Genomic DNA, 24,062 nt, shown 5'->3' with positions numbered 1-24,062 from the left:
GCCCATGGCAATGAAAGACTGACCCCATGGGAACGCGTGGATTGGCCGACGGCACGGTACTGCTGCTGGGCGGTCGCAGCGAGATCGGGCTCGAAGCGGCGCGGCGGCTGGCGCCCGGGCGCGCGGTGGTTCTGGCGGCCCGGCGCAGCGGCGAACTGGACGCGCAGCGGGCGCAGATCACTGCGGCGGGCGCGAGCGAAGTGCACGCCGTCGAATTCGACGCCGACGACGTGGCAAGTCATCCGGCGCTGCTGGAGAAGATCGCCGCCGAGCACGGGCCGATCGGCATCGCGGTGCTCGCCTTCGGCGTGCTCGGCGATCAGCAACGCGCCGAGCGGGATCCCGCGCACGCGGCGGCGATCCTGCACACCGACTTCGTCGCCCAGGCGAGTGTTCTCACCACACTGGCGAACCTGATGCGCGCGCAAGGGGCGGGACAGCTCGTCGTGTTCAGTTCGGTCGCGGGCGTGCGCGTCCGGCGTCCCAACTACGTCTACGGGTCGGCCAAGGCGGGACTCGACGGATTCGCCTCCGGCCTCGCGGATGCCCTGCACGGCAGCGGGGTTCGATTGCTTCTGGTCCGGCCCGGGTTCGTCATCGGGCGGATGACCGAGGGGATGTCTCCGGCACCGTTCTCCAGTACTCCTGATCAGGTCGCCGGCGCGGTGGTCGCGGGTTTGCGCCGCGGCGCGAGCCGGGTCTGGGTACCCCGGATCCTGCAACCGGTGTTCTTCGCGATGCGTCTGCTGCCGCAACCGATCTGGCGTCGGATGCCGCGGTGAGCGCCGCGCCCGCGTCGTGGACCGGCGCGCCGATCGCGGTCGTGGGCATCGGCGCCGACGGCTGGGACGGTCTCGGTCGCGCCGCGCGGGAGGCGGTCGGCGACGCCGAGTTCCTGTTCGGTTCCGCGCGCCAGCTCGCACTCGTGCCGCCCACCGTGGCGGCGCGGCGGATGACCTGGCCGTCGCCGCTGCTGCCCGCGCTGCCCGGCCTGTTCGAACGGTATTCCGGCGCGCGATTGTGCGTCCTGGCCAGCGGCGATCCCATGTTCTACGGGATCGGCGTCACCTTGGCCCGGCTGCTGGGCCCGCAGGCGCTCCGGGTGCTGCCCCAGCCGTCTTCGGCTTCGCTGGCCTGCGCCAGGCTGGGGTGGGCGCTGGCCGAAACGCCGGTGGTCAGCGTGGTCGGGCGTCCGCTCGCGACGGTGCTGCCGGAGTTGGCCGACCGCAGGCGGCTGCTGGTGCTCAGCGCCGACGAGCACACGCCGCAACGCTTGGCACAGTTGCTGGGCCGGAACGGTTTCGGCGGTTCCGAGCTGACGGTCCTCGAGCAACTGGGCGGTTCCGCCGAAGGGCACCGCGCCGGAATCGCGAACCAGTGGGAACATCCGCCGGGCGATCCGTTGAACATCGTGGCGATCACCTGCGCATCCGACCCGGACCAGCCGCGTGCCACGCGCGTGCCCGGGCTGCCGGACGAATTGTTCGGGGGCGACGGGCAGCTCACCAAGCACGAGATCCGTGCGCTGACACTGGCGGCGCTGGCGCCCGCCCCTGGCGAACTGCTGTGGGATGTGGGCGGCGGGTCGGGCAGTATCGCCATCGAATGGTGCCGGGCACATCCGGGCAACCGGGCCGTCGCGTTCGAACGGCTCGAGCGCAGGCGGCGGCAGATCTCGGGCAACGCGGAGGCGCTGGGCGTGCCGCACATCCTGGTGCGCGGCGAGGTGTGTGCCGAACTCGCCGCCGACACCGAAATCGTCACTCCCGACGCGATTTTCGTGGGTGGGGGCCTGACCCAGGATGGCCTGCTCGAGACATGCTGGGCGCAGTTGCGCCCACGCGGCAGGCTCGTCGCGAACGCGGTGACCGCCGAATCGGAATCACTGCTGCTCAGCTGGTCGAGTGCCCAGGGCGGCGTCTTGCGGAAGTTCCAGATCTATCGCGGGGAGCCCCTGGGGTCTTTCACCGCTTGGCGCCCGCAGCTTCCCGTGACGCAGTGGTCGGTGGTGAAAACCGCGGCGGCGTTCCCCGCAGAGGGGTGAACACGTTACCGGTCACGCGGTAGGGTCGGGGCCGAGTTCCGGTCATGACCGGAAATCCGATTCCTGTTGGGGAGATAGATGAGATACAAGAAGTTCGCCGCTACCGCGTTGCTGGCCGTCGCCGCCACCGGAGTCACCGCCGGGACCTCCTACGCCGCTCCCACGCCGCCCGCGGCGCAGGACCAGTCCGCGGCCGCGCCCACCGTCACGGGCACGGACCAGGGCGTCGGCTACGCGTTGCAGCTCGCCGACGCGGGTAAATCGGTCGTCACCAGTGTGACCGGCGGCGCGTTCAGCGTCGACACCGACAACCGGTCGGTCACCCTGAAGAACTCCGCGGGCGAGACCGTCACCAGCATTCCGCTCACCGCGACGGCCAAGGGCCAAGAGGTGAACATCGCGGCGGCCGTCGCCGACGAGGGCAGGCAGCTGACGTTGACCCCGCAGGTCGCGCCGACCGCGAACGCGCCGGTCGCCGCCGAGTTCATCGGCGCGCAGGAGTGGTTCTTCGCCGAGTTGCAGCGCGCCTCGCTCGGCGCTCTGGTCGGCGGCCTGATCGGCGCCGCCATCGGCATCGTCTTCTTCGGTGTCGGCATCCTGCCGGGCGCGGTGCTCGGCGCGCTGATCGGTCTGGCCGTCGCGGGCGGGCCTTCGCTGCTGAACGCGGGTATCGCCTACTTCAGCGGCCAGCCCTGAGAGTTCTGATTCTGGGCGGCACCCGGGAAGCGCGGGAGCTGGCCCATATCGCCTCCGGCGAGCGAGGATTCGATATCGTCTCCTCGCTCGCCGGTCGTGTGCGCGCACCCTTGCTCCCGGAGGGGGCGGTCCGCGTCGGCGGTTTCGGCGGCGCCGAGGGACTGCGCGCCTGGCTCGCGGCCGACGAGACGGCCGCGATCGTCGACGCCACCCATCCGTTCGCGGCGGCCATCAGCGCCAACGCGGCGGCGGCCGCGCGTGCCTCCGGTGTGCCGCTGGTGCACCTGCGGCGGCCCGGATGGGTGGAGCGGCCGGGGGACCGGTGGGTGCGGGTACCCGATCTCCCCGCCGCGGCGAGGGAAGCGGCCGCCCACGGCGAGCGAGTCTTCCTGACGATCGGCAGGCAAGGCGTCGACGCGTTCGCGGGATCGGTCCGGCAATGGTTCCTGATCCGCGCCATCGACCCGCCCGAAGGCGCGCTGCCGCCGCGACACGAAGTGCTCCTCGCCCGTGGGCCCTTCGCGGTGGAGGACGAATCGCGGCTGCTCGCCGAGCGCCGGATCGACGTGCTCGTCACCAAGGACAGCGGCGGCGAGCAGACCGAAGCCAAACTCGCCGCCGCCCGCGCGGCCGGAATTCCGGTCGTCGTCGTGGACCGCCCGCCGCTGCCCGTGGGAGCGCCGGTCGTGGAATCACCCGAGCAGGCACTGAATTGGTTGCGCGGCAGGCGAAGCCGGCGCTCATGAGTCGGTCTCGCACCGATCAGCTGTCGAGCAACTCCGGCAGATGGTCGAACCACTCCAGCACCGCCCGCTCGTAGCGGATCCCGAAGTCCAGTGTGGCGCGGGCGAACGTGGGCTTTCCCTCCGGATCTTCGGCGAGATACCGCGTGAGCCGCGCCTGATGGATCTCGCGATTGGCCGCGACGATGCCGTCGAGCCGGCCGCGATCGAGATGCTCACCGAAGGAGAGCGTCAGCAGCAACGGCACCCGGATGGTCTCCCCGCCGGGATCGCGGGCGACCCACTCCAGGAACGCTTCGCGCCCCGCGTCGGTGATGCGATAGGGCGTGCGTTCCCTCGCTCCGGTCTCGCCCTTCTCGACCAGGCCCGCCGCGTCCATCGTGGCGAGTTCCCGGTAGACCTGGCTCTGCGTGATCGTCCAGAAGTCGCCGATCCGGTCCTGGGCCCGGGTCACCAGATCCCATCCCGACATGGGCCCTTCGTGCAGAAATCCGAGCAACGACGCCGCCGTCGAGTTCAGTGGTTTGTGCTTGGTCGCGGTGTTGGTCAACGACTGCTCCCTTCGCTCTCAACATTCCATAGTGGAATGTTACCGGAACGGGGCGGGTCAGGCGTCGCCGGTCAACTTGTCGAGCCGGGCGAGCACCTGCGCCATGCCCTGCTCCAGTCGCGCCTGTCCCTGTTCGAGCTGCGCCTGGCCGTGGGCCAGCGCGGTCTGGCCCTGTTCCAGCCGGATCTGTCCTTGTTCGAGCACGGTGACCCTGCGGTTGAGTTCACCCACATTCTCGCGCAGGTTCCCGACATCCCGGCGAAGCTCGCCGACGGCTTCCCCGATGGTCTCCGCGCGCCGGTCGATCCGGCCGATGCCGTCGAGCGCCTTCCTGGTCAGCGCCGCGAGTTCGTTGAGGACCTCGCCCTGCTCGTCGAGCGCTTGTTCGCTCGCGGTGGCCCTGGCCTCCAAGGCGCGAGCGCGCAGCGTCAGCTCCGGCAGTGTCGCGGCCAAGGTCCCTCCGATCGTCGGTGCGTCAGGCGATCTTACGCGCCGCCGACGGCCGCGTCGTGCGCGCGATCGTAACGGCGGGAGGTGTAGACCCGTGTGCCCGCGTCGGTCTCGCGCGCCGTGGTGGTGGACGCGCCGATGATCAGCAGCGTACGCATGTCCACCTCGTCGGGGTCGAGGTCGCCGAGCGACACCACCCGGACGGATTCGGTGGGTCCGCCGACGTCGCGCCCGACGACGACGGGCGTGTCCGGTTTGCGATGCTCCAGCAGCAGGTCGCGCATCGCGCCGACCTGCCAGGTGCGTTGCGAGGACGCCGGGTTGTAGATCGCGATCGCCATATCGGCCGCCGCGACAGCGGAAAGCCGCTGCGCCACGACCTCCCACGGCTTGAGCCGGTCGGAGAGCGAGATCATCGCGTAGTCGTGCCCGAGCGGCGCGCCCACCCGGCTGGCCACCGCGTTGGCCGCAGTGAGGCCGGGCAGCACCCGGACCGGCACCCCGCTCCACTGCGGATCGCCCGATTCCTCCAGCACTGCCGCCGCCATCGCGAACACCCCGGGATCTCCCGAGGAGACGACCGCGACTCGCGCGCCGCGCTTGGCCAGATCCAGGGCCATGGCCGCGCGCTCGGACTCGACCCGGTTGTCGCTGGCATGCCGGCGCTGCCCCGGGCGCTCGGGCACCCGGTTCAGGTAGGTGGTGTAGCCGACCAGATCGGTGGCGTCCGTCAACGCCGCGCGCACCTCGTCGGTGGTCCACTCCGGCGCGCCGGGACCGAGTCCCACCACCACGACCTCACCGACGCCCGCGGTCGTCGCCGCGTCGGCGACCCGCTGAGCCGCGGCCGCCTCCGCTTCGAGGCGCGGCAGCGGCGTGGTCGGTTCGGGGCCCGGCACGAGGGCGATGGCGAAGTAGGGCACCTCCGCGTCGTCGACCGCGCCCGCGTGCAGCACGCGCTGCTGAGTGGTGCTCGCGCGCTCGACGTAGTACGCGCCGGCGAGCCGTCCGGAATCCGAAAGCGCTCGGCGCACACCGGGATAGGTGCGCCCCAGTTTCATGATCGCGGCCGCGTCGGTCGTGCGCAGCCGCCGGGTGAGCTCGTCGACCGGCATGGTGCCGGGCAGCACGGTGAGCACCTGTTCGCCCTCGACCAGCGGGGTCCCCAGCGCTGCCGACGCCGCGCTCACGGAGGTGATGCCGGGGATGATCTCGGCGTCGAACCGGTCGGCCAGCCGCCGGTGCATGTGCATGTACGAGCTGTAGAACAGCGGGTCGCCCGCGGCGAGCAGCGCGACCGAACGGCCCGCGGCGAGGTGCCCGGCCAGCCGCTCGGCGGCCTGTTCGTAGAACTCGTCGATCGCGCCCTGGTAACCGCCGGGATGATCGGTGGTCTCGGTGGTCACCGGGTAGACGAGATGCTCCTCCAGTTGGCCGGGGCGCATGTACGGCGCCGCGATGCGGCGGGAGATGCTGCGGCCGTGGCGCGCGCTGTGGAATGCGACGACGTCGGCCGCGCCGATCACATTCGCCGCTTTGACCGTCACCAATTCGGGATCGCCCGGTCCGAGCCCGACGCCCCACAGCTTGCCCGGCGTGGTCATTCCTGTTCGCTCGCAATCGCGTTCAACGCGGACGCGGTGATGGCGCTGCCGCCGCGCCTGCCGCGCACCGTGAGGTATTCGACGCCGCCGAATTCGATCAGCGCGTCTTTGGATTCGGCCGCACCGATGAATCCGACCGGGATGCCGAGCACGGCGGCGGGCCGGGGCGCTCCCGCGTCGAGCATGTCGAGCAGATGGAACAGCGCCGTCGGCGCGTTGCCGATCGCGACGACGGCGCCGTCGAGACGGTCGCGCCACAGGTCGAGCGCGGCGGCGGAGCGGGTGGTGCCCTTGGCCGCGGCCAGCTCCGGCACGCGCGGATCGGCGAGGGTGCAGACGACCTCGTTGCCCGCGGGCAGTCGTTTCCTGGTCACACCCGAGGCCACCATGGTCGCGTCACAGAGAATCGGCGCGCCCGCGCGCAGCGCCGCCCGCGCCGAGGCGACCACACCGGGGGTGTAGGCGATATCCGCGGCGAGATCCACCTGACCGCAGCCGTGGATCATCCGTACGACCACCTGTGCCACATCCGGCGGGAACCCGCCGAGATCGGCCTCGGCGCGGATCGTCGCGAACGAGCGACGGTAGATCTCGGCCCCGTCGGTCAGATAGCTGGCACGTACGTCGGACATGCGGTCCACCATATGGGGGCGGGTCCGGACAGATCGGTCCGGGTCGGGCGCTGCGCATTCCGGGACTGCCACCGGCTACCGGCGCGCGGGCGCCGCCGGATCAGGTGCGCGGGCGCTCCAGAATCCGGGACATGACGATGGCGCTGCGGGTACGCCCGACCCGAGCGTTCTCCCGGATCCGTTCCACGGTCACCTCGATCTCGGCCATGTCGGTGGCCATCACGTGCACCAGCGCGTCGGCCTCGCCCGCGATCGTCCAGACACCGACCACCTGCGGGATCGGTTCCAGACTGCGCTTGAGTTCGGCCGGGGAGATGTTGTCGCGGTAGTACACCTCGACGTACGCCTCGGTCTTCCAACCCAGCGCCGCGGGATTGACCAGCGCGGTGAACCCGGTGATCTGCTTGGCCGCGACCAGCCGGTCGACCCGCCGTTTCACCGCCGGTGCGGACAATCCGACCGCGCCGCCGATCTCCTGGAACGAAGCGCGGGCGTTCTTCAGCAGTTGCGCGAGAATCCGCCGATCGAGGTCGTCCACATCACACCTTCTCGTTATGGAAGCAATGATTCGCCGTTTCTTGGCCGATATGCGCAACGAATCGTCATTTCTGGCGCAATGCTAGGCCCTTTACCGTCGAATCAGCCGAAAAACCACGCTCACCCGGGAGTTCCGTTGACCTCTGTAGCCACCCTCCCTGTCGAGTCCGCCGCCCGCCGTTCGTCGCCGCGCCGGTTCGTGATGTGCCGTCCCGATCATTTCGAGGTCGCCTACGCCATCAATCCCTGGATGAATCCCGCCGAGCCCGTCGACCGCGCGCTGGCCCTGACGCAGTGGGAGACATTGCGCGCCACCTACGCCGAACACGGACACACCGTCGAGGTGGTGCCCGGCGTCGCGGGCCTGCCCGACATGGTGTTCGCCGCCAACGGCGGACTGATCGTCGGCGACCGCGCCATGTCGGCCCGCTTCACGCACCCGGAGCGCGCCGCCGAAGGCCCGGCCTACCACGCCTGGCTCGCCGGATACGGCTTGCCGAATCTGGTGGCCGCCGCGGAATGCAACGAAGGCGAAGGCGACTTCCTCCTGGTCGGTGACCGGCTGTTGGCCGGAACGGGTTTTCGCAGCTCGCTCGCCGCGCACGAGGAGGTGTCGCGCCACTTCGGGCTGCCCGTGGTGTCGCTGGAACTGGTCGATCCGCGCTTCTACCACCTGGACACGGTGCTGCTTCCGCTGGACGCCGAAACCATCGCCTACTACCCGCCCGCCTTCAGCCCGGCGGCGCGCGCGGTGCTCGCCGCGCTCTATCCCGACGCGATCGTGGCCACCGACGCGGACGCCGCGGTGCTCGGGTTGAACGGAGTCTGCGACGGTTTCCACGTCTTCCTCAGCAGCGCGGCCACCGACCTGAGCGAAGCCCTGCGCGCCCGGGGCTACCATCCGGTGGGGATCGAGATGTCCGAGTTGCTGAAGGCAGGCGGCTCGGTCAAGTGCTGCACGCTCGAGATCCACGGCAGGTGACCGGCCGGTGCCGCCGGAGGGTCAATCGACGCGATAACCCGCGTCGGTCGCGACGATGTCGGTGACCTCGCCCTGCGGGCGGCCGCAGCGGCGCTCGCACCCCGACCAGTGCTGACGCCCGGCCACGGTGACGTCGGTCGCGGGGATCGTCCGCGGGCCTGCGACCGGGTCGGCCGCCCCGGGCAGCACGCGTCCGGTGTCGACCGCGTCGGCCGCATCGGCCCGGACGTCGGTATGCGACTTCGCGCAGCCGGGCTGTCCGGCGCAGGCGCTGACCAGCAGCCACGGCGAGTCGGCGTCGAAGATCAAACCCATCGGCGCCAGCACGCGCACCACCTGTTCGGCGGCCCACTCCGCCAGGTCGGTGATCACCAGGCTGCGCCACGGCGTGACGAAGACCGGTCGCTCCACCGCGGCGAGGAACTCGGCGGTGCGGGCGGGCAGCGAGCCGAGGCGCACGCCCGCACCGAGCGCGACCGATCCGTTGTCCTGCTCCAGCCATCCGATCGGAACGCGCTGTCCGGTGGAGAATTCGAGCCTTTCGGCGGTCGGGGACTGGCCGAGTCGATCGACGACGCGTTCGGCGCCGTGTTCGATCTCGTGCAACCGCCAGCGGCCCGCGTCGTCGCCGCGCAGGTCCAGGAACGCGTGCGCGGCGGCGAGCGCGACGTCGACCGCGTCGGCGGCGCGGAGCCGCAGGCCGCTGTCGCCGCCTGCGAGCAGCAGGGCGAACTCGTCGGTCCCGGTCGCGTGTACCCCGATGTCTGGGCCGAGCCCACTGACATCGCCGCGTCCGTCGTCGAGGGTGAACAGCACCCGGCCGGGCAGGCCGGCCAGCCGCGGCGACGCGAGCAGGCCGGTGTCCAGCGCGGGAACCAGGGGTTGCACGTCCGCGAGGCCGCCGATCCGGCCGGACAGCGGCGAGGCGATGATGTTGCGCACCCGTTCGTGCGTGGTGCTCGGCAGGAGGCCCGCGGCCGCGAGCCGTGCGGTCAGCGTCCCGGCGTCGCGCACCCGGCGTAATTGGAGGTTGCCTCGGGAGGTGAGCTCGATGTTCCCGTCCGCCAGGTCGAGCGCGGCCTCGGCCAGCGCCTGCACCTGGGCGGGATCCAGGCGACCGCCGGGCACGCGGATTCGTGCCAGCGGACCGTCGGCGGCCTCGTGCAGCCGCAGCACGCCCGGGCAGGAGTCAGGAGCACGTCGTGTCATAGCGCATCCAGCCTACGGACGCGCGAGCCCGGCACAGCGAACGGCCGGTCACCCGCCGATCGAACGCACCCAGTCGATGACGGCGGCTCGATACTCCGCGGTGTTGCGCGCGAGATTCACCGAGTGCCCGCTGCCGGGCAATACGTACGTGCGCAGTCGTGCCGCCGGGCCGAAGAACGGCGCTTCGGTGGCGCGCAAGGTTTCGGCATCCGCGCAGACGGCGTAGCCGGGGCCGCAGGAGAGCCGGTCCAGACTGCCGTTGACGACCAGCACCGGGACGTCGATGAAGTTGGTCATCGGCGGGAGGGTGGAGGTCAAACCGTCGGGATATTCCGTGGGCGAGAAGACTTCCTTGGTCGCTTCGTCGACGGCGAGTACTTCGGGATCGGCCGTCTCGGGGGCGAAGAAGTCGCCCGCGCGGGTACCGGGCCGAGTGGTCAGGTAGCCGGGGTCGAAGCCGTGCCCGGCGAAGCGCGGATCCTCGGCGGCTTGGTGGTAGGTCGAGATCACGCCGAGGACTTCGGGCACGTTGAGTGCGTGGGAGAAGCCGGTGAGCAGGACGCCGTCGACGTCCTGGTACGTGGTCGCCTCCAGGACGTCGATGCCCGAGCTGAGCGAATGGCCTCCGGTGACGACCTTGCCGAAGGGCGGTGCGCCCGCTAGTCCCCGGCGCAGCGCCTGCACGATGTCGTGCAGGGCGCGAGCGGAAACCGTCGCCGTGACCTGCGTGCTCGGCGGCCTGGTGCTCGCACCGTTGCCGAGCCGGTCGACCACCAGCGTCGCGATGCCCGCGGCGTTCATCGCGCGCCGGAAGTTGTAGGTCTCCGGCGCGTAGGGGAAATCCCAGTAGGTGTGGTTGTAGTTGGAGCCCGCGATCAGCACCATGACGGTATCGGTGCCGCCCGTCGCGGGAGTGCACAAGGAACCGGCCATTTCCCCGAGCGGCACCGGAAGGGAAACCGCTTCGCAACGGCCCGGCGCGGTGTCGTCGGCGTGGGCGGTACCGGGTGTCAGGCAGAGCAGGATCGCGGCCGCGGACGCGACGATCGACCGTAGCGAGGTTCGCACGCGACGCAGGCTATGCCCGAATGTCATGGCGCGCAATAGCTGTCGTCGACGACCCGAGCCGCGCCCGAAAAGATGTGACAACAGCTGTTGCGGCAATGGATTTCGGGACTCCGGCAGTCAATCGTGCACCGGCGGAACGAATGTAGCGAAGTCGAACTCGGCCGCCTCGTCGTCGACCGCTCCGGCGACGACCTCGAACGAGCGGGCGTCGATGGCGGTGCACCCCAGCGCGGCGAGACTGGCGAATCGGTACTCGCTGTCGGCTTCGCGCATCGCGTTGTCGAGGTCTTCGCGCGTGTCGTAGATCGTGATCGAGCAGACGGTGTTGTCCTGCCGATCGACGAAGAAGAAGATCTGCCGGGCGCCGTGATCGGCCATGGCATGCGGCACGATCTCGTGTTGCAGGAACGGCACCGTCGTCTCCATCATCTCCGGGTCGATGGGGCAGGCGGCCTTCATCATGCGGGCGTAGAGCTTCTTCATGGCCGAATGCCTTCCGAGCCGGAGCCGGTCATGCCTGGTGACTATCGGCGAATGACGATACCGCACACAATGTTCGGTGGCTATCGCATAGTTGATGCCGCACGCGTGCACCCGGCCGCCCCCGATATCGCGTCGGGAGCGCGGATGCCCGGGACGACGCGGTGAACGAGGAGCGCGGGAACATGGGTGCGACGAGACAAGGGGCGGGTACGCGAACGGTGCACTTCGTCGGAAGCTTTCCGGCCGAGAGCACGGACGTCGCGATGAAGGCCATGCTGGACAGCGCGGGGGCGCGGCTGCGTACCCTGCCGACCGGGGAGACGCGGCGCTACGAGTTCTACATCCAGCCGATCATCGAAGATTTGGTCGGCCAGGGTGTCCTGGCGGTGAAGAAGCCGGGGACGTGGCGGTCGAGCCGGGACCGGACGATTCATCGCGTCGCTCGCGGCGCCGAATTGCGCGGGGAAGCCATGGATCTCGGATATCTCCGGGAGGCCGACGAGGCACTGCCGATTCTCCGCGAACTGCGTGGCGTGCGCGAGGTGCCCGGTCTCGCGCTCCAGATCGGCATGCCGACCGACTTCACCCTGACGTTCGTCGCCATGGGAGCCGCCGGTCTGCGGCGCCATCGCCGAGCCTTCTTCGACGCCACCGTGCGCGAGATCGCGGCCATCCGCGCGCTGGCCGGCGACGACGTGGTCGTGCAGTTGGAGGCCACCGCGGAACTGGTGCTCACGGCCAGGGCGCAACCGTCGCACCGGCTGGTCGATCGGGCGCTGGGACTGGGCGAGGGAATCGCCGCGCTGGCCGCGGCCGCTCCCGAGGGGACCCGTTTCGGGGTGCACCTGTGCCTCGGCAGCCTGCGCAACAAAGCCCGGGGAAGGTTGCGTGATGCCCGGCCGCTGGTCGATTTGGCCAATTCCGTCGTCCGGCATTGGCCGCAGGGGCGCATCCTGCAATTCGTGCACGGCCCGGTCGCGGCGGGCGACATACCGCCATCGGCCGATCCGGAATTCTATGCGCCGCTGGCGGATCTGGCTTTGGCGGCGGGCACCGATTTCTATGCCGGGTTGGTGCACGATGTTCCTACCGAGGCACAGCAGTTGGAGACGTTGCGGACTCTGGAGAATGCGCTGGGCCGCCCGGTCGACGGAGTCGCCTGCGCGTGCGGTCTGGGCCGTCGCCCCCGCCCGGTGGCGGACCTGCTCATGGCGAGGGCCGAGGTGCTCGCGGCGGCGACCGAGTCCGGGACGCAACGGTAATTCACTCTCCCGCAGCGCTTACGACCGGCAAATGTTCGCTGCGCCGGAACGAACGGCGGCGACGGAAGGGACAATTCGTTACGAACCCGACCGGAGTGATCGGGGAGGTACGGTGTGCGGCATGGAGCGAGCACCGCGGGGCGTCGATCCGAATCTGCCGAATTCCGCCCGGGTATACGACTATCTGCTGGGCGGCAAGGACAACTACGAGGTCGACCGGGTGGTCGCGCACCGGATGCTGTCCATCGCACCGGACACCCGCACGTTGGCCTGGTTCAGTCGGAAGTTCCTGGTGCGGGCGGTCGAGCTGGCCGCCGAGGCGGGGATCCGGCAGTTCATCGATCTCGGCGCGGGTATCCCGACCTCACCGAACGTGCACGAGGTCGCCCGCAAGGTCGATCCATCGGCGCGGGTGGCGTACATCGATTTCGACCCGGTCGTGTACGCGCACTGCGGCGCCCTGCTCGCCGGAGCCGAGGGGGTCACGGCCATGCTGGGCGACGTGCGCAGGCCGGACCACATTCTCGATCGGCTGCGCAACGAAGGGGTGATCGACTTCGGCGAACCGGTGGCGATCACGCTCGTCGGGGTCCTGCACTTCGTGATGGACGACGAGGACCCGGCCGGGATCGTCGCCCGCCTCGGTACGGCCATGGCGCCGGGAAGCCACCTGGCGTTCACCCACGGCTCCGCCGACAGCGATCCGGACTTCATCACGCAGTCGTCGTCGGATACCGCCAACTCCTCGGCCCAGGTGGTCTATCGGTCTGCGGCCGTGGTGGAGTCGTTCTTCCAGGGCTTCGAAATGATCGGTCCCGGTGTTGTTCCGCTGCAACAGTGGCTCGACGACGATCTTCCGGACACCGGACTGGTGCTGCTGGGCGGGATGGTCCGCAAGACCGGGCACGCACGCGCCGACTAAGGTCGCCGTATGTCCGAAATCTCCACGCTCGCCGACCGGCTCGCCATCATCGACGTGATCACCAAAATGTTCGTGTACACCGATCAGAAGCGCTGGGAAGACTTGGCGGCCGAGGTCTTCACGCCGAGTGTGGATTTCGACGGCGGCTTCGGGGGGCCGGTCGGGGAACGGGCCGCCGCCGACATCATCGCGGATTGGCGCACCGGGCTCGCCGACCTCGACGGGGTGCACCATCAGTCGGGCAACCATCTCATCGATCTGAACGGTGACACGGCGCGCGTGCACGCGGACGCCATCGCGGTGCACGTCAAGAACGCCGCAGTCGAGGGCAAAACCCGCACCTTTCGTCGGCAGCTACTCCCTCGGCGTCGAACGCACGGCGGACGGGTGGCGGGTCAACCGATTCCACTACCACCTCAAGGTGATCGACGGGAACGCCGACCTGGTGTAGATGCGGTGCGTGCAGCCGGGGACCGTTCGGCGACCCGGATCGGGTTCGCGCAATCGTCTCGCGTGCCGCTGTCACATCGGCGACGGTGTCATGCTGTTCGGTCGTGCTGCGGCGGCATCGCGGGTGTCATCGCGGCGTCGTCGGTTGCGTTTCCGGCCGCTCGGCCACTGGTTTTCGCTTCCGCGCGCGACCGTCCGGGCGCCCACACACTGATCGGTATCGCGGCGACGAGGGTGAGAATGCCTAGCGCCAGCGCGGATTGCTGGGCGCCGTAGACGAAGGCGGACTCGGCGAACTCGGCCAGGGGCGCGGCTTGCGGGCCTACCCGCTCGGTGACCTGTAGCGCCGCGGCCAGTGAGTCGCCGACCGGTTCGCGAATCTGTTCGGGCACCTGCGGCAAGGCGGGCGCGATGCGGGTGCTGTACCCGGCGGCCAGGATGCTGCCCGCGATGGCGATGCCGACCGCCGCGCCCACTTCGCGTGCCGCGTCGTTCACCGCGGCGGCGACGCTGTGCTTCTCCACCGGGGTGCCCGCGATGATCGCGGCCGTCGCGGGTGCGGTGCACAGTCCGATACCGCTGCTCATGATCAGGAACGGCCAGAGCAGATCGACGTAGGTGCTGTCGACGTCGAGGCCGGAGAGCGCGACGAGCGCGATCCCGATGATCACCAGCCCGCCGGCCAGCGGTAGCCGCAGTCCGGTCCGTTCGGCCAGCCGGGGCGCCACCGCGGAGATCGCCACCATCGGCACGACCATCGGCGCCATCGCCAGCGCCGACATCAGGGGCCCGTACCCGAGGATCAGTTGCAGGAACTGGACCATCAGCAGGAAGGTCCCGAAGCACACGAGGAACTGGAGGGTCACCGCCGCGGTGCCGGAACCGAAGCCTCGATGGGTGAACAGGCGCACATCCAGCAGGGGGTGGGCCACCCGTGTCTCCACCACCACGAATGCCGCCGCCGCCAGCGCCGCGACGACGGCCGTGCCGATCACCAGCGGATCCAGCCAGCCGCGCTCGGGCGCCGCGATCGCGGCCACCACCAGCGATCCGACGGCCGCGGCCGAGGTGAGCGCGCCCCACAGGTCCACCGCGGGACGTGCCCGGTCGACCGATTCCGGCAGCGTGAACCCCGCGATCATCAGGAGCAGGCCCGCGATGGACATGGCGAGCAGGATCGACACCCACGACCACTGCTCCAGCAGCAGGCCCGACCCGAGGATGCCCAGCACCGCACCCGCGCCGGCCACACCCGCCCACAGCCCGACGGCATTGCTGCGCCGTGACTCGGGAAATCCGGCGGTGATCAGCGACAGCGTCGAGGGCATGACCAGAGCCGCCCCCACACCGGCCACCGTCCGGCCCGCGATCAACCAGCCGGGCGTGTCGAGCAGGACGGGCGTCGCCGAGGCCGCCGCGAACACGAACAGCCCGATGATCAGGACGGCGCGCCGCCCGTACCGGTCGCCGAGCGCGCCCGCCGGAAGAACCAGGCAGGCCAGCGCCAGGGTGTACCCATCGATGATCCAGGTGAGCTGCTGCTGACTGGCTCCGGTGGCGGCGGCGATCTCCGGCAGTGCGGTGTACAGAGCCGCCATCGACGCGACGACCAGGGCCACGGTGGCACAGGAGATCGTCAACATCCAGCGCTGAGCGGCTGACAAATGTCTCGTGGTGGACTCCATGGCGCCTCCCGGCAGAACAAAACTGTCAGTATCGCTACGCTACTATCAGTATCATAAGTGGGCGGGGTGGCGATAGGCGTCGCGAAGGAGGAATGTTCGACCCATGACCGGTGCCGCAGAACCGCCCCCGCACCACCCTGATCCCCGTGCCGAGGTCGATCCGCGCAAGCTGCGCTCCCGAGCCAGGCTGCTCGACGCCGCGACGGCGCTGTTGAAATCCGGTGGGCTGGAAGCGGTCACCGTCGAAGCGGTGACGACCATGTCCAAGGTCGCGCGCACCACGCTGTACCGGCATTTCGACAACGCCGTACAGTTGCGCGCCGCCACGCTCGAGCGGCTGCTCCCTCCGGTCATCGAGGCGCCGCCGGATGGTCCGCTGCGGCAACGGCTCACCGAATTGCTCAGCAGGCAGGCCGCGGTCGTCAACGAGGCACCGTTGCAGATGTCCACGCTGGCGTGGCTGGCCACCGGCGAGCGCGGCGCGTCCGGTGCGGGGCCGGCGTTCACCTCGCTGCGCCAGCGGCTCATCGAGCAGTACCGCAAGCCGTTCGATCAGCTGTTCGGTGATCCGGAGGTGCGCGCCCAACTCGGCGATTTCGACGTGACGCTGGCGCTGACCCAGCTCGTCGGTCCGATTGTCTTCGCCAGGCTGGTCGGACTCGCGCCGACCACCCCGGCCGAATGCGCGCGGCTCGTCGACGATTTCCTGGCCGCCCGGTCGAGCGACCGTGAACGCCGGACGGTGCAGCCGGGCGGACGCGTGGACGAGCCCGGCCCGAACGGCAGGTAGCATCGGCGTGCTCGGCGGACGACGAGGAAACCGGTGGAAGTCCGGTGCGGTCGCGCCACTGTAGAAAGCCAGACCCTCTCCGGCGAGCAGCGAACCCCCCGATGGGCGCGTCACCCGAGGAAGGCTGCCACCCGTGATTGTGTTGTTGTCCACGTCCGACACCGATCTGCTCAGTGCCCGCGCCAGCGGCGCGGATTACCGCTGGGGGAATCCGGCTCGCCTGCTGGTCGACGACCTGCCCGGCCTGCTCGACGGCGCCGATCTGGTGATCGTGCGCATCCTCGGTGGCAAGCGGGCCTGGGAGGACGGGCTGGAGGCGCTGCGCGCGAGCGGGATCCCGCTCGTCGCGCTCGGCGGCGAGATCGCCCCGGACGCCGAACTGATGGAGTGCTCCACCGTGCCGGGCGGCGTCGCGGCCGACGCGCACAACTACCTCGCCGCAGGTGGCCCGGAGAACCTGCGCCAGCTGCACAATTTCCTGTCCGACACCGTGCTGCTGACCGGCCACGGTTTCGAACCCCCGATCCAGTTGCCCAGCTGGGGCGAACTGGACCGGGTCGCCGCCGGGCAGGCCGACGGCCCGACGGTGGCGGTGATCTACTACCGCGCCCAGCATCTGGCGGGCAACACCGCCTACGTCGACGCGCTGTGCACCGCGATCGAACAGGCGGGCGCGCGGGCGCTGCCGCTGTACTGCGCGTCGCTGCGCACCCCCGAACCCGAGTTGATCGCGACCCTGCGCAGCGCCGACGCGCTGGTGGTGACGGTGCTGGCCGCCGGCGGCACCAAGCCCGCCACCGCGTCGGCGGGCGGCGAGGACGAGGCGTGGGATGTCGGCGCGCTCGCCGACCTGGACGTGCCCATCCTGCAAGGGCTGTGCCTGACCACCGGCCGCGCGCAGTGGGAGGCCAACGACGACGGGCTGTCACCGCTGGACGTCGCCACCCAGGTCGCGGTGCCGGAATTCGACGGACGGATCATCACGGTCCCGTTCTCGTTCAAGGAATTCGACGCCGACGGCCTGTCCACCTACGTCCCCGATCCCGAGCGCGCCGCCCGGGTCGCCGGCATCGCGACGCGCTACGCGCGGCTGCGCCACATCCCCGCCGCGCGCAAGCGCATCGCGGTCATGTTGTCGGCCTACCCGACCAAGCACGCCCGCATCGGCAACGCCGTCGGCCTGGACACCCCGGCCAGCGCGATCCGCCTGCTCACCGAAATGCGTGCCGCCGGTTACGATCTCGGCGCACCCGGCGAGGTCCCCGGCTTGGACGAGCGGGACGGCGACGCCCTCATCCACGCCCTGATCGCGGCGGGCGGCCAGGACCCCGACTGGCTGACCGCCGAACAGCTCGAGGGCAACCCGATCCGCATCGGCGCGGCCACCTACGCGGCCTGGTTCGACACCCTGCCCGGCGACCTGCGCGAGGCCGTGGTGGAAGCGTGGGGCCCGCCACCGGGCGAACTCTACGTCGACCGCTCGTCCGACCCGGGCGGGGAGATCGTCATCGCCGCGCTGCGTTTCGGCAATGTCGCGCTCATGGTGCAGCCGCCGCGTGGTTTCGGCGAGAACCCCGTCGCGATCTACCACGACCCCGATCTGCCACCCAGCCACCACTACCTGGCGGCCTACCGGTGGCTCGGCTCGCCCGACGGTTTCGGCGCGGACGCGATGGTGCACCTGGGCAAGCACGGGAATCTGGAGTGGCTGCCGGGCAAAACGCTGGGCATGTCGGCTTCGTGCGGAACCGATGCCGCGCTCGGCGACTTGCCGCTGATCTATCCGTTCCTGGTGAACGACCCCGGTGAGGGCACCCAGGCCAAGCGGCGCGCGCACGCCACCCTGGTGGATCACCTGATCCCGCCGATGGCCCGGGCCGAAAGCTACGGCGACATCTCACGTCTGGAGCAGTTGCTCGACGAGCACGCCAATATCTCCGCGCTGGACCCGGCCAAGCTGCCCGCAATCCGCCAGCAGATCTGGACGTTGATGCGCGCCGCGAAGATGGACCACGACCTCGGCCTCACCGAGCGCCCGGACGAGGACTCCTTCGACGACATGCTGCTGCACGTCGACGGCTGGCTGTGCGAGATCAAGGACGTGCAGATCCGCGACGGCCTGCACATCCTGGGACAAGCCCCGGCGGGGGAGAGCGAACTCGATCTGGTGCTGGCCATGCTGCGCGCGCGCCAGCTGTGGGGCGGCGAGCGCACCGTGCCCGGTCTGCGCGAAGCCCTCGGCCTGGACGAGTCGGGCGGGGAGGCGCGCGAGCGCGTGGACGCCGTGGAGGACCGCGCCCGCGCGCTGGTCGCGGCGTTGCAGGCGGCGGACTGGTCGCCCGGGGCGGTGGACGGCATCACCGACGACCCCGAGGTGCGCCGGGTGCTGCGGTTCGCGGCCACCGAGGTGGTGCCGCGCCTGCGGCAGACCGGCGTGGAGATCGAGCGGGTGCTGCACGCGCTCGACGGCGGGTTCATCCCGGCGGGCCCGAGCGGTTCGCCGCTGCGCGGCCTGATCAACGTCCTGCCGACCGGACGCAATTTCTACTCGGTCGATCCCAAGGCCGTGCCGTCCCGGCTGGCCTGGGAGACCGGGCAGGCGATGGCGGAATCCCTGCTGGAGCGCTACCGCGCCGATCACGGCGAGTACCCGCGGTCGGTGGGCCTGTCGATCTGGGGTACCTCCGCCATGCGCACCTCCGGCGACGACATCGCCGAAGTTCTCGCGCTGCTGGGCGTCCGGCCGGTCTGGGACGAGGCGAGCCGCCGCGTCAGCACGCTCGAGGTGATCTCGCTCGCCGAACTCGGCCGTCCCCGCATCGATGTGACGGTGCGCATCAGCGGCTTCTTCCGCGACGCGTTCCCGCACGTGCTCGCCCTGCTCGACGATGCGGTCCGCCTGGTCGCCGACCTGGACGAGCCGGGTGAGGCGAACTACGTGCGGGCGCATGCCCAGGCCGATCTCGCCGAGCACGGCGACCGGCGGCGCGCCACCACCCGCATCTTCGGCTCCAAGCCCGGCACCTACGGGGCCGGCCTGCTGCAGCTGATCGATTCGAAGAGCTGGCGCACCGACGACGATCTCGCGCAGGTGTACACCACCTGGGGCGGCTACGCCTACGGACGCGACCTCGACGGCGCGCCCGCCGCCGAGGACATGCGCGGCGCGTACCGGCGGATCGCCGTGGCGGCCAAGAACACCGACACCCGCGAGCACGACATCGCCGACTCCGACGACTATTTCCAGTTCCACGGCGGCATGGTCGCGACGGTGCGCGCGCTGACGGGCAAGAACCCGGAGGCCTACATCGGCGACAGCACCCGCCCGGACGCGGTGCGTACCCGGACCCTGTCCGAGGAGACTGCGCGGGTGTTCCGGGCCCGTGTGGTGAACCCCCGGTGGCTCGAGGCGATGCGCAGGCACGGCTACAAGGGCGCGTTCGAAATGGCGGCGACCGTCGACTACCTGTTCGGCTATGACGCCACCACCAACGTGGTGGCCGATTGGATGTACGAGAAGCTCTCGGAGAGCTACGTTTTCGACGAGGTGAACCGGAAGTTCATGGAGCAGTCCAATCCTTGGGCGCTGCACGGAATTGCCGAGCGGCTGCTGGAGGCGGCCGAGCGCAAACTGTGGGAACACCCCGAACCGGACACGCTCGATCGACTGCGGCAGGTCTACTTGGAGACCGAAGGGGAGCTGGAGTAGCGGGAGCGGCCTTCCCGTCCTCTCCTGGGTGACCGCCGAACAGCTTGGCGGGCAAGACATTTCGGACATTCTCAAGTACCGGAAATGGTGATGCCCAACGCCTATAATCGCTAGTGTTTCACGGCTGTACCCAGGTAACGACAGATCGAATCTGCTGAGGATGGGAAGGCTCATGAAGTTCAGAGAATTGGTTGCGACCACGCTGCTGACCATTGCCGCCACCGGCGTGACCGCGGCGACGGCGTACGGGCAGGCCGAGATCTACGACCCCGTGGTGAGCGGGAACGAGAGCGGTGTCTCCTACACCACGTCCGTCGCGCCGGACCGGACGAGCGCTGTGGTCACGCTCGACTCCGGTACGTTCGCCCGCACGCCGGAGGGGATCGCGGTGCTGGGGCCCGACGGGTCGGTCGTGACCACGGTGCCCACGACCATGGTGTCCATGTTCGGCCAGCGGGTCGAAGTGGCGCCCGACATCGATGCGGCCGGGACGACGTTGACCTTGAGCCCCATCGGAGCCGCCGTCCCGGAACCGGGCGCGCCGCAGTTCATCGGTGACGCGGGGTCCACATTGGGCGGGGTGGCGATCGGCTGTGCCATCGGGGCGCTGGTCGGTCTCGTGTTCTTCATCGTGGGGGTCTTCCCCGGTTGCGTGGTCGGCGGCCTCATCGGTGCCGCCGCGGGCGCCAGCCGGTAGTGCGGGACTGATTCGCGGGGCGCTGTCGGCCGCGCTCGGTGCCCTGGCATCGAGCGCGGCCGTTTCGTCTGTGCGAAAGCTCGCGATCCCACGTCATTTCCGCCCGGCCGCCCGAAGGAAACGGTCGGCCGCGGCAACCAGGTGTTCGGCGAGCGCGGGGGAGTCGAGCACCTCGAAGTCGACACCGGCGAGGCCGAGATACCACGTCAGCATTCGAGGGGAATCCGAACCTACCAGCGCCACACAGTGTTCCGGCCCGTCCGGTATCACCTCCACCGCCGCGGGCAGCCGGGCCCGGATCACGTCCGCCGGGGCGGCCATGCGGACCCGGGCACGGTAGCGCCACGTGGCGGCGCCCACGCCGCGCTGCACTCGCTCGGCGATCTCCTCCTCGGAGACGGCGCGGGGGGTGAATCGTGGCCCGTGCGGAACCTTCGGCGCGATCCGGTCGACGCGGAAGGTACGCCAGTCGCCGCGCCCCACATCCCATGCGACCAGATACCAGCGACCCCACCAGTGCACCATATGGTGCGGCTCGACATCCCGGCGGGAAGGTGCGCCGCCATGGCTTTCGTAGTCGAAGCGCAATCGCTCGCTCGCCCGGATCGCGTCCGCGACCGCGGTGAGCACCGCCGCGTCCACGGTGGATTGTCCGTCGCCGGACACGTGCACGGTGGCCGCGGTCAGCGTGTCGACGCGGTGCCGCAATCGGAACGGCAACACTTGCCGCAGTTTCGTCAGCGCCCGCACCGACGTCTCCTCGATGCCGGTGACCGCTCCGTTGGCGGCGGTGACCAGCCCGACCGCCACCGCCACGGCTTCCTCGTCGTCCAGCAGCAGCGGCGGCAGCGCCGATCCGGCCCCGAGCCGGTAACCTCCGGCGACGCCCGGGGTGGCATGCACGGGATACCCGAGCGTCCGCAGGCGCTCGATGTCGGTGCGCACGGTCCGGGTGGAGACGCCGAGCCGTTCGGCCAGCGCGGGCCCGGTCCAGTCGCGCCGCAGTTGCAGCAGAGACAGCAGCCGCAACAGGCGTGCGGAGGTTTCCAGCATGGCTCGATCATGGCAGCTGTCGCGGAAGCGAGCCTTCCGCGACAGACGATCAGCCTGCCTGCGTCATGCACGGCTCGACGGTGAAGTCGAGCCCGAAATTGTTCAAGGTCACCGGCAGCGGAGCGTCCGGGTTCGGCCGGGGCGTGGACCGCAGCCGGAAGTCGGCGGAGGTCAACAGGTGCGCGAGCAGCGCGCTGGTGACGAACAGCACCAGGTTGCGGCCCGGGCAGTCGGCGGGGCCCGCGCTGAACGGCACCAACTGGGGGTACTGCTCCGCGCGGCCGTCGAGCCAGATCTCCGGGACGAACTGGTCGGCGAACGGCAGCAGCTCGGCGTCCCGGTGGAACGCCGCGACCGCGATCATCAGTGCCGCGCCCGCCGCGATGGTGAAGCGCTCCTCGCCGTCGCGCCATTGGGTGTCGGCGGTGATGTCCCGTAGCAACATGGGCGTGGTCGGCCATAGCCGTACCGACTCGAGCACGCAGGCGCGCAGATAGCCGCGCAGGTCGACGCGGTCCGGGTCGACGGCGTCCGCCAGCGCGCGGGCGTGGTGCTCGGGATGGGTGCTCAGCACCGCCAGCGCCCGGCTCAGCGCGATGCCCGCCGCGTCGAAGGCGAACAACCAATGCGGTATCTGCCCGACCGGATCGGTCGCCCCGCCCGCGGGCACCGCGGCCAGTGCCCCGGCCAGGCTGTCCGGGGGTGCGGACTCGACGTGCCGGTAGAGCCGATTGGTGAATTGATCGCGCTGCCTGCGATGCGCGGGCGCCAGGAACGACCAATTGCCCGCCGAGCGCAGCCGGGACAGCTCGTCGGTGAGCACCGTGTCGTCGCGGCCCCGCTCACCGAGCACGATCCGTCGCACCAGCCGCCACCAGCGCGTGGTGAACTGCCGCGCGTCCAGGTGACCGCGGTGCAGGGCGGACACGATCATCTCGCGCGCCTCCTCCGCGATGGCCTCGGCGAACGGCCCGGCCAGGCGGTGCAGCGGCTCGGCGGACTCCAGCGCCGCCTCGTTCACGGCCCGGCGCTGATCGCGGATCGGGCCTTCGGACAGCAGGACACCGTGCGGCTGGAACTGGCGCAGTGCGGCGCGCTTCTCGCGATTGGCCGGGTGAAACGGCGTCGGCGCGTCGGCCAGGACCCGCCCGACGTCCTGCGGGTCGAGAACGACCACGATCCGGCGCCCCGGCACCACCAGCTCAACCGGACCCGCACCGAACTCCCGCCGCAGCTGCCGCACGCGCTCGATCGCCCGCGAATCGGCCCCGGTGCGTTCGAGCAGGCCCAGGACCGGCCGACGTCGCGCGATGACCCCCGAGGCGACCGAGGCGAATCCGAGATCCGCCAGTGCCGCCACCGCGGGCACTCCCACCAGTCGGTGTTCGCGGTTGTCTGCCATACGGCCTCCTCCCGGTGCGCTCAGATCGGCACGGTGCCGACGACCGGGCAGATACCCGGCGACGCGGGGTCGAAACCGTAGCGGGGTCCGAGCGGCACCGAAGCGGTGCCGGACGCTCAGCTGGGGGCTTGGGTCTCGTCGACTGCCAGCGCGGCCTCGACGGAGTCGCATACCGTGAGCAAACGGTCCAGCGCGGTGACCTCGATCGGCCTGCGCGCCGCGTCGCTGGGGACCACACGCAAGCCACCGGATCCGGTGGCCTCCGAGGCCGCCAGCAGGACGCTCAGCCCAGCGGAGCCGAGGAACCCGACGTTCGACATGTCCACCACGACCGCGGCCGGTGTGTCGCGCAGCGCCTCGTCGAGCGCCGATTGCAAGCGCGGCGCGGACGCCATGTCGATCTCGCCGTGCACGGTGACGACCACCGTGCCCTCCGCCGACCGCACCTCGACCTCCAGCGCCCGGGGCGCGCTTTCGGAACTCACAATCCACCTCCCGTGCCGGCCACGCGTCCTCGGCAGTACGCCACGTCGACCTCCGCTCAGGTTCGCATCTCTTGCGCAGTCGGACACGGCGCAGAGAGCGAGCATTCCGCGGCCAACTTACCCCATCACGCTCCGGTGCAATCACCCCGTGCGCCGCGTCCCGCCTCAGACCATGCGATATCAGGGGCCGGAGGACGCTGCGCGCGGGTACGGAAATCGGCCCCCGTGCACAACGAATGCCGCCGCCGTAAGTTCGGGCACCTGGAAGGCGTGTCCGAACTCACGGCGGCGGCAGCGGTTTCGAGCGGCGGCGGACTGCCGCTCCGGCACCGTGGCGCTATTCCGGCCAAGTGCCGGTGAGCGATTCGTAACCGCTCGCGCCCGCACGATCGATCGCGGCCTTGACCAGGCCGAACACCGCGCCCTGCAAGGCCGCGGCGAACAGCACCTCGCGCCAGGAATGGTCTCGCGCGGTCGAGGAAGGGGCCTGGTCCTCCCCGGTGATCCGCGTCCACACCTTGCTGAACACCGCGTTCGCCGCCAGGCCGCCGAGCACGCTGATCACCAGGCCGAGCGGTTTGTAGAGCGTCTTCATCGCCGCCTCCGCAC

At 70.3% G+C, this 24,062-nt stretch carries 23 protein-coding genes and 1 pseudogene; 11 read left to right on the top strand and 13 right to left on the bottom strand.

The window, feature by feature from the left end:
* Positions 1-26 precede the first annotated feature (26 nt).
* The 4 genes from dprE2 (at position 27) to ON29_RS16155 (ending at position 3,486) form a co-directional block, all read left to right on the top strand.
* Entirely contained in the window at positions 27-782 is a 756-nt protein-coding gene (gene dprE2, locus ON29_RS16170; protein WP_040867156.1) for a decaprenylphospho-beta-D-erythro-pentofuranosid-2-ulose 2-reductase, read from the top strand.
* The gene (locus ON29_RS16165; protein ID WP_040867155.1) at positions 779-2,044 is read left to right on the top strand and encodes a bifunctional cobalt-precorrin-7 (C(5))-methyltransferase/cobalt-precorrin-6B (C(15))-methyltransferase; all 1,266 of its coding nucleotides are present in this window, start codon (positions 779-781) and stop codon (positions 2,042-2,044) included. Before dprE2 ends, ON29_RS16165 begins: the two co-directional genes overlap by 4 nt.
* A gap of 78 nt (positions 2,045-2,122) precedes the next feature.
* The gene (locus ON29_RS16160) at positions 2,123-2,740 is read left to right on the top strand and encodes a DUF8020 domain-containing protein (protein WP_040867153.1); all 618 of its coding nucleotides are present in this window, start codon (positions 2,123-2,125) and stop codon (positions 2,738-2,740) included.
* Entirely contained in the window at positions 2,737-3,486 is a 750-nt protein-coding gene (locus ON29_RS16155) for a cobalt-precorrin-6A reductase (RefSeq protein ID WP_040867309.1), read from the top strand. Before ON29_RS16160 ends, ON29_RS16155 begins: the two co-directional genes overlap by 4 nt.
* Before the next feature lie 16 nt (positions 3,487-3,502).
* Here ON29_RS16155 and ON29_RS16150 read toward each other — a convergent pair whose 3' ends face one another.
* From ON29_RS16150 to ON29_RS16130, 5 genes are all read right to left on the bottom strand, one after another.
* A complete protein-coding gene (locus tag ON29_RS16150; protein ID WP_040867152.1) occupies positions 3,503-4,033 on the bottom strand; it encodes a PadR family transcriptional regulator in 531 nt (176 codons plus the stop codon).
* 57 nt (positions 4,034-4,090) lie between these two features.
* A complete protein-coding gene (locus ON29_RS16145) occupies positions 4,091-4,486 on the bottom strand; it encodes a hypothetical protein (protein ID WP_040867150.1) in 396 nt (131 codons plus the stop codon).
* Positions 4,487-4,518: 32 nt separating this feature from the next.
* Positions 4,519-6,087 (bottom strand): precorrin-3B C(17)-methyltransferase, encoded by a 1,569-nt coding sequence (cobJ, locus tag ON29_RS16140; protein ID WP_051175278.1) that lies wholly within the window; start codon positions 6,085-6,087, stop codon positions 4,519-4,521.
* Positions 6,084-6,719: a precorrin-8X methylmutase gene (locus ON29_RS16135; protein WP_040867306.1), complete on the bottom strand. Its 636-nt coding sequence runs from the start codon at positions 6,717-6,719 to the stop codon at positions 6,084-6,086. Before ON29_RS16135 ends, cobJ begins: the two co-directional genes overlap by 4 nt.
* Before the next feature lie 100 nt (positions 6,720-6,819).
* A complete protein-coding gene (locus tag ON29_RS16130; protein ID WP_040867149.1) occupies positions 6,820-7,257 on the bottom strand; it encodes an Lrp/AsnC family transcriptional regulator in 438 nt (145 codons plus the stop codon).
* A 135-nt stretch (positions 7,258-7,392) separates the two neighbouring features.
* Between ON29_RS16130 and ddaH the strand changes: the two genes are divergently transcribed.
* Positions 7,393-8,238, top strand: a complete 846-nt coding sequence (gene ddaH, locus ON29_RS16125) for a dimethylargininase (protein ID WP_245548980.1) — start codon at positions 7,393-7,395, stop codon at positions 8,236-8,238.
* A 21-nt stretch (positions 8,239-8,259) separates the two neighbouring features.
* Here the strand turns inward: ddaH and cobG are convergent, their stop codons facing one another.
* The 3 genes from cobG to ON29_RS16110 form a co-directional block, all read right to left on the bottom strand.
* Entirely contained in the window at positions 8,260-9,447 is a 1,188-nt protein-coding gene (gene cobG, locus ON29_RS16120; protein ID WP_040867146.1) for a precorrin-3B synthase, read from the bottom strand.
* Positions 9,448-9,495: 48 nt separating this feature from the next.
* Complete coding sequence (locus ON29_RS16115) at positions 9,496-10,515, bottom strand: alpha/beta hydrolase (RefSeq protein ID WP_040867304.1); 1,020 nt, start codon at positions 10,513-10,515, stop codon at positions 9,496-9,498.
* 117 nt (positions 10,516-10,632) lie between these two features.
* Positions 10,633-10,998 (bottom strand): hypothetical protein, encoded by a 366-nt coding sequence (locus tag ON29_RS16110; protein WP_040867145.1) that lies wholly within the window; start codon positions 10,996-10,998, stop codon positions 10,633-10,635.
* Between the two features lie 182 nt (positions 10,999-11,180).
* Between ON29_RS16110 and ON29_RS16105 the strand changes: the two genes are divergently transcribed.
* The 3 genes and pseudogenes from ON29_RS16105 to ON29_RS37120 all read left to right on the top strand — a co-directional run.
* Positions 11,181-12,260: a hypothetical protein gene (locus ON29_RS16105; protein WP_083863620.1), complete on the top strand. Its 1,080-nt coding sequence runs from the start codon at positions 11,181-11,183 to the stop codon at positions 12,258-12,260.
* A 121-nt stretch (positions 12,261-12,381) separates the two neighbouring features.
* Complete coding sequence (locus ON29_RS16100) at positions 12,382-13,182, top strand: SAM-dependent methyltransferase (RefSeq protein WP_040867141.1); 801 nt, start codon at positions 12,382-12,384, stop codon at positions 13,180-13,182.
* Between the two features lie 9 nt (positions 13,183-13,191).
* Positions 13,192-13,449: pseudogene (locus tag ON29_RS37120) on the top strand (nuclear transport factor 2 family protein); the annotation flags it as partial.
* Between the two features lie 272 nt (positions 13,450-13,721).
* Here ON29_RS37120 and ON29_RS16095 read toward each other — a convergent pair.
* The gene (locus ON29_RS16095) at positions 13,722-15,317 is read right to left on the bottom strand and encodes an MFS transporter (RefSeq protein WP_083863589.1); all 1,596 of its coding nucleotides are present in this window, start codon (positions 15,315-15,317) and stop codon (positions 13,722-13,724) included.
* Positions 15,318-15,420: 103 nt separating this feature from the next.
* Here ON29_RS16095 and ON29_RS16090 point away from each other — a divergent pair, with 103 nt between their 5' ends.
* From ON29_RS16090 to ON29_RS16080, 3 genes are all read left to right on the top strand, one after another.
* Positions 15,421-16,107, top strand: coding sequence for a TetR/AcrR family transcriptional regulator (locus ON29_RS16090; RefSeq protein WP_051175277.1), 687 nt, complete (start codon positions 15,421-15,423; stop codon positions 16,105-16,107).
* A gap of 133 nt (positions 16,108-16,240) precedes the next feature.
* Positions 16,241-19,816 (top strand): cobaltochelatase subunit CobN, encoded by a 3,576-nt coding sequence (gene cobN / locus ON29_RS16085; RefSeq protein WP_040867139.1) that lies wholly within the window; start codon positions 16,241-16,243, stop codon positions 19,814-19,816.
* 172 nt (positions 19,817-19,988) lie between these two features.
* On the top strand, positions 19,989-20,513 hold the full coding sequence (locus tag ON29_RS16080; protein WP_040867137.1) for a DUF8020 domain-containing protein: 525 nt from the start codon (positions 19,989-19,991) through the stop codon (positions 20,511-20,513).
* Positions 20,514-20,606: 93 nt separating this feature from the next.
* Here ON29_RS16080 and ON29_RS16075 read toward each other — a convergent pair whose 3' ends face one another.
* The 4 genes from ON29_RS16075 to ON29_RS16060 form a co-directional block, all read right to left on the bottom strand.
* Positions 20,607-21,566: a helix-turn-helix transcriptional regulator gene (locus ON29_RS16075; RefSeq protein ID WP_040867135.1), complete on the bottom strand. Its 960-nt coding sequence runs from the start codon at positions 21,564-21,566 to the stop codon at positions 20,607-20,609.
* 49 nt (positions 21,567-21,615) lie between these two features.
* Positions 21,616-22,968, bottom strand: coding sequence for a cytochrome P450 (locus ON29_RS16070; RefSeq protein WP_040867133.1), 1,353 nt, complete (start codon positions 22,966-22,968; stop codon positions 21,616-21,618).
* A 116-nt stretch (positions 22,969-23,084) separates the two neighbouring features.
* A complete protein-coding gene (locus ON29_RS16065) occupies positions 23,085-23,453 on the bottom strand; it encodes an STAS domain-containing protein (protein ID WP_040867132.1) in 369 nt (122 codons plus the stop codon).
* 337 nt (positions 23,454-23,790) lie between these two features.
* Positions 23,791-24,048 (bottom strand): DUF4235 domain-containing protein, encoded by a 258-nt coding sequence (locus tag ON29_RS16060; protein ID WP_040867300.1) that lies wholly within the window; start codon positions 24,046-24,048, stop codon positions 23,791-23,793.
* Positions 24,049-24,062: the final 14 nt, after the last annotated feature.

The sequence above is a fragment of the Nocardia exalbida NBRC 100660 genome (genome assembly GCF_000308575.1).
In the GTDB taxonomy this organism is placed as follows: Bacteria; Actinomycetota; Actinomycetes; order Mycobacteriales; family Mycobacteriaceae; genus Nocardia; species Nocardia exalbida.
This window is presented reverse-complemented; position numbering and strand designations above follow the sequence as displayed.

Coding starts and splice junctions, on each gene's coding strand:
- dprE2 (WP_040867156.1), top strand. CDS start 27: ATGGGAACGCGTGGATTGGCCGACGGCACGGTACTGCTGCTGGGCGGT.
- ON29_RS16160 (WP_040867153.1), top strand. CDS start 2,123: ATGAGATACAAGAAGTTCGCCGCTACCGCGTTGCTGGCCGTCGCCGCC.
- cobJ (WP_051175278.1), bottom strand. CDS start 6,087: ATGACCACGCCGGGCAAGCTGTGGGGCGTCGGGCTCGGACCGGGCGAT.
- ON29_RS16135 (WP_040867306.1), bottom strand. CDS start 6,719: ATGTCCGACGTACGTGCCAGCTATCTGACCGACGGGGCCGAGATCTAC.
- cobG (WP_040867146.1), bottom strand. CDS start 9,447: ATGACACGACGTGCTCCTGACTCCTGCCCGGGCGTGCTGCGGCTGCAC.
- ON29_RS16110 (WP_040867145.1), bottom strand. CDS start 10,998: ATGAAGAAGCTCTACGCCCGCATGATGAAGGCCGCCTGCCCCATCGAC.
- ON29_RS16105 (WP_083863620.1), top strand. CDS start 11,181: ATGGGTGCGACGAGACAAGGGGCGGGTACGCGAACGGTGCACTTCGTC.
- ON29_RS16100 (WP_040867141.1), top strand. CDS start 12,382: ATGGAGCGAGCACCGCGGGGCGTCGATCCGAATCTGCCGAATTCCGCC.
- ON29_RS16095 (WP_083863589.1), bottom strand. CDS start 15,317: ATGGAGTCCACCACGAGACATTTGTCAGCCGCTCAGCGCTGGATGTTG.
- ON29_RS16090 (WP_051175277.1), top strand. CDS start 15,421: ATGACCGGTGCCGCAGAACCGCCCCCGCACCACCCTGATCCCCGTGCC.
- ON29_RS16080 (WP_040867137.1), top strand. CDS start 19,989: ATGAAGTTCAGAGAATTGGTTGCGACCACGCTGCTGACCATTGCCGCC.
- ON29_RS16075 (WP_040867135.1), bottom strand. CDS start 21,566: ATGCTGGAAACCTCCGCACGCCTGTTGCGGCTGCTGTCTCTGCTGCAA.
- ON29_RS16070 (WP_040867133.1), bottom strand. CDS start 22,968: ATGGCAGACAACCGCGAACACCGACTGGTGGGAGTGCCCGCGGTGGCG.
- ON29_RS16060 (WP_040867300.1), bottom strand. CDS start 24,048: ATGAAGACGCTCTACAAACCGCTCGGCCTGGTGATCAGCGTGCTCGGC.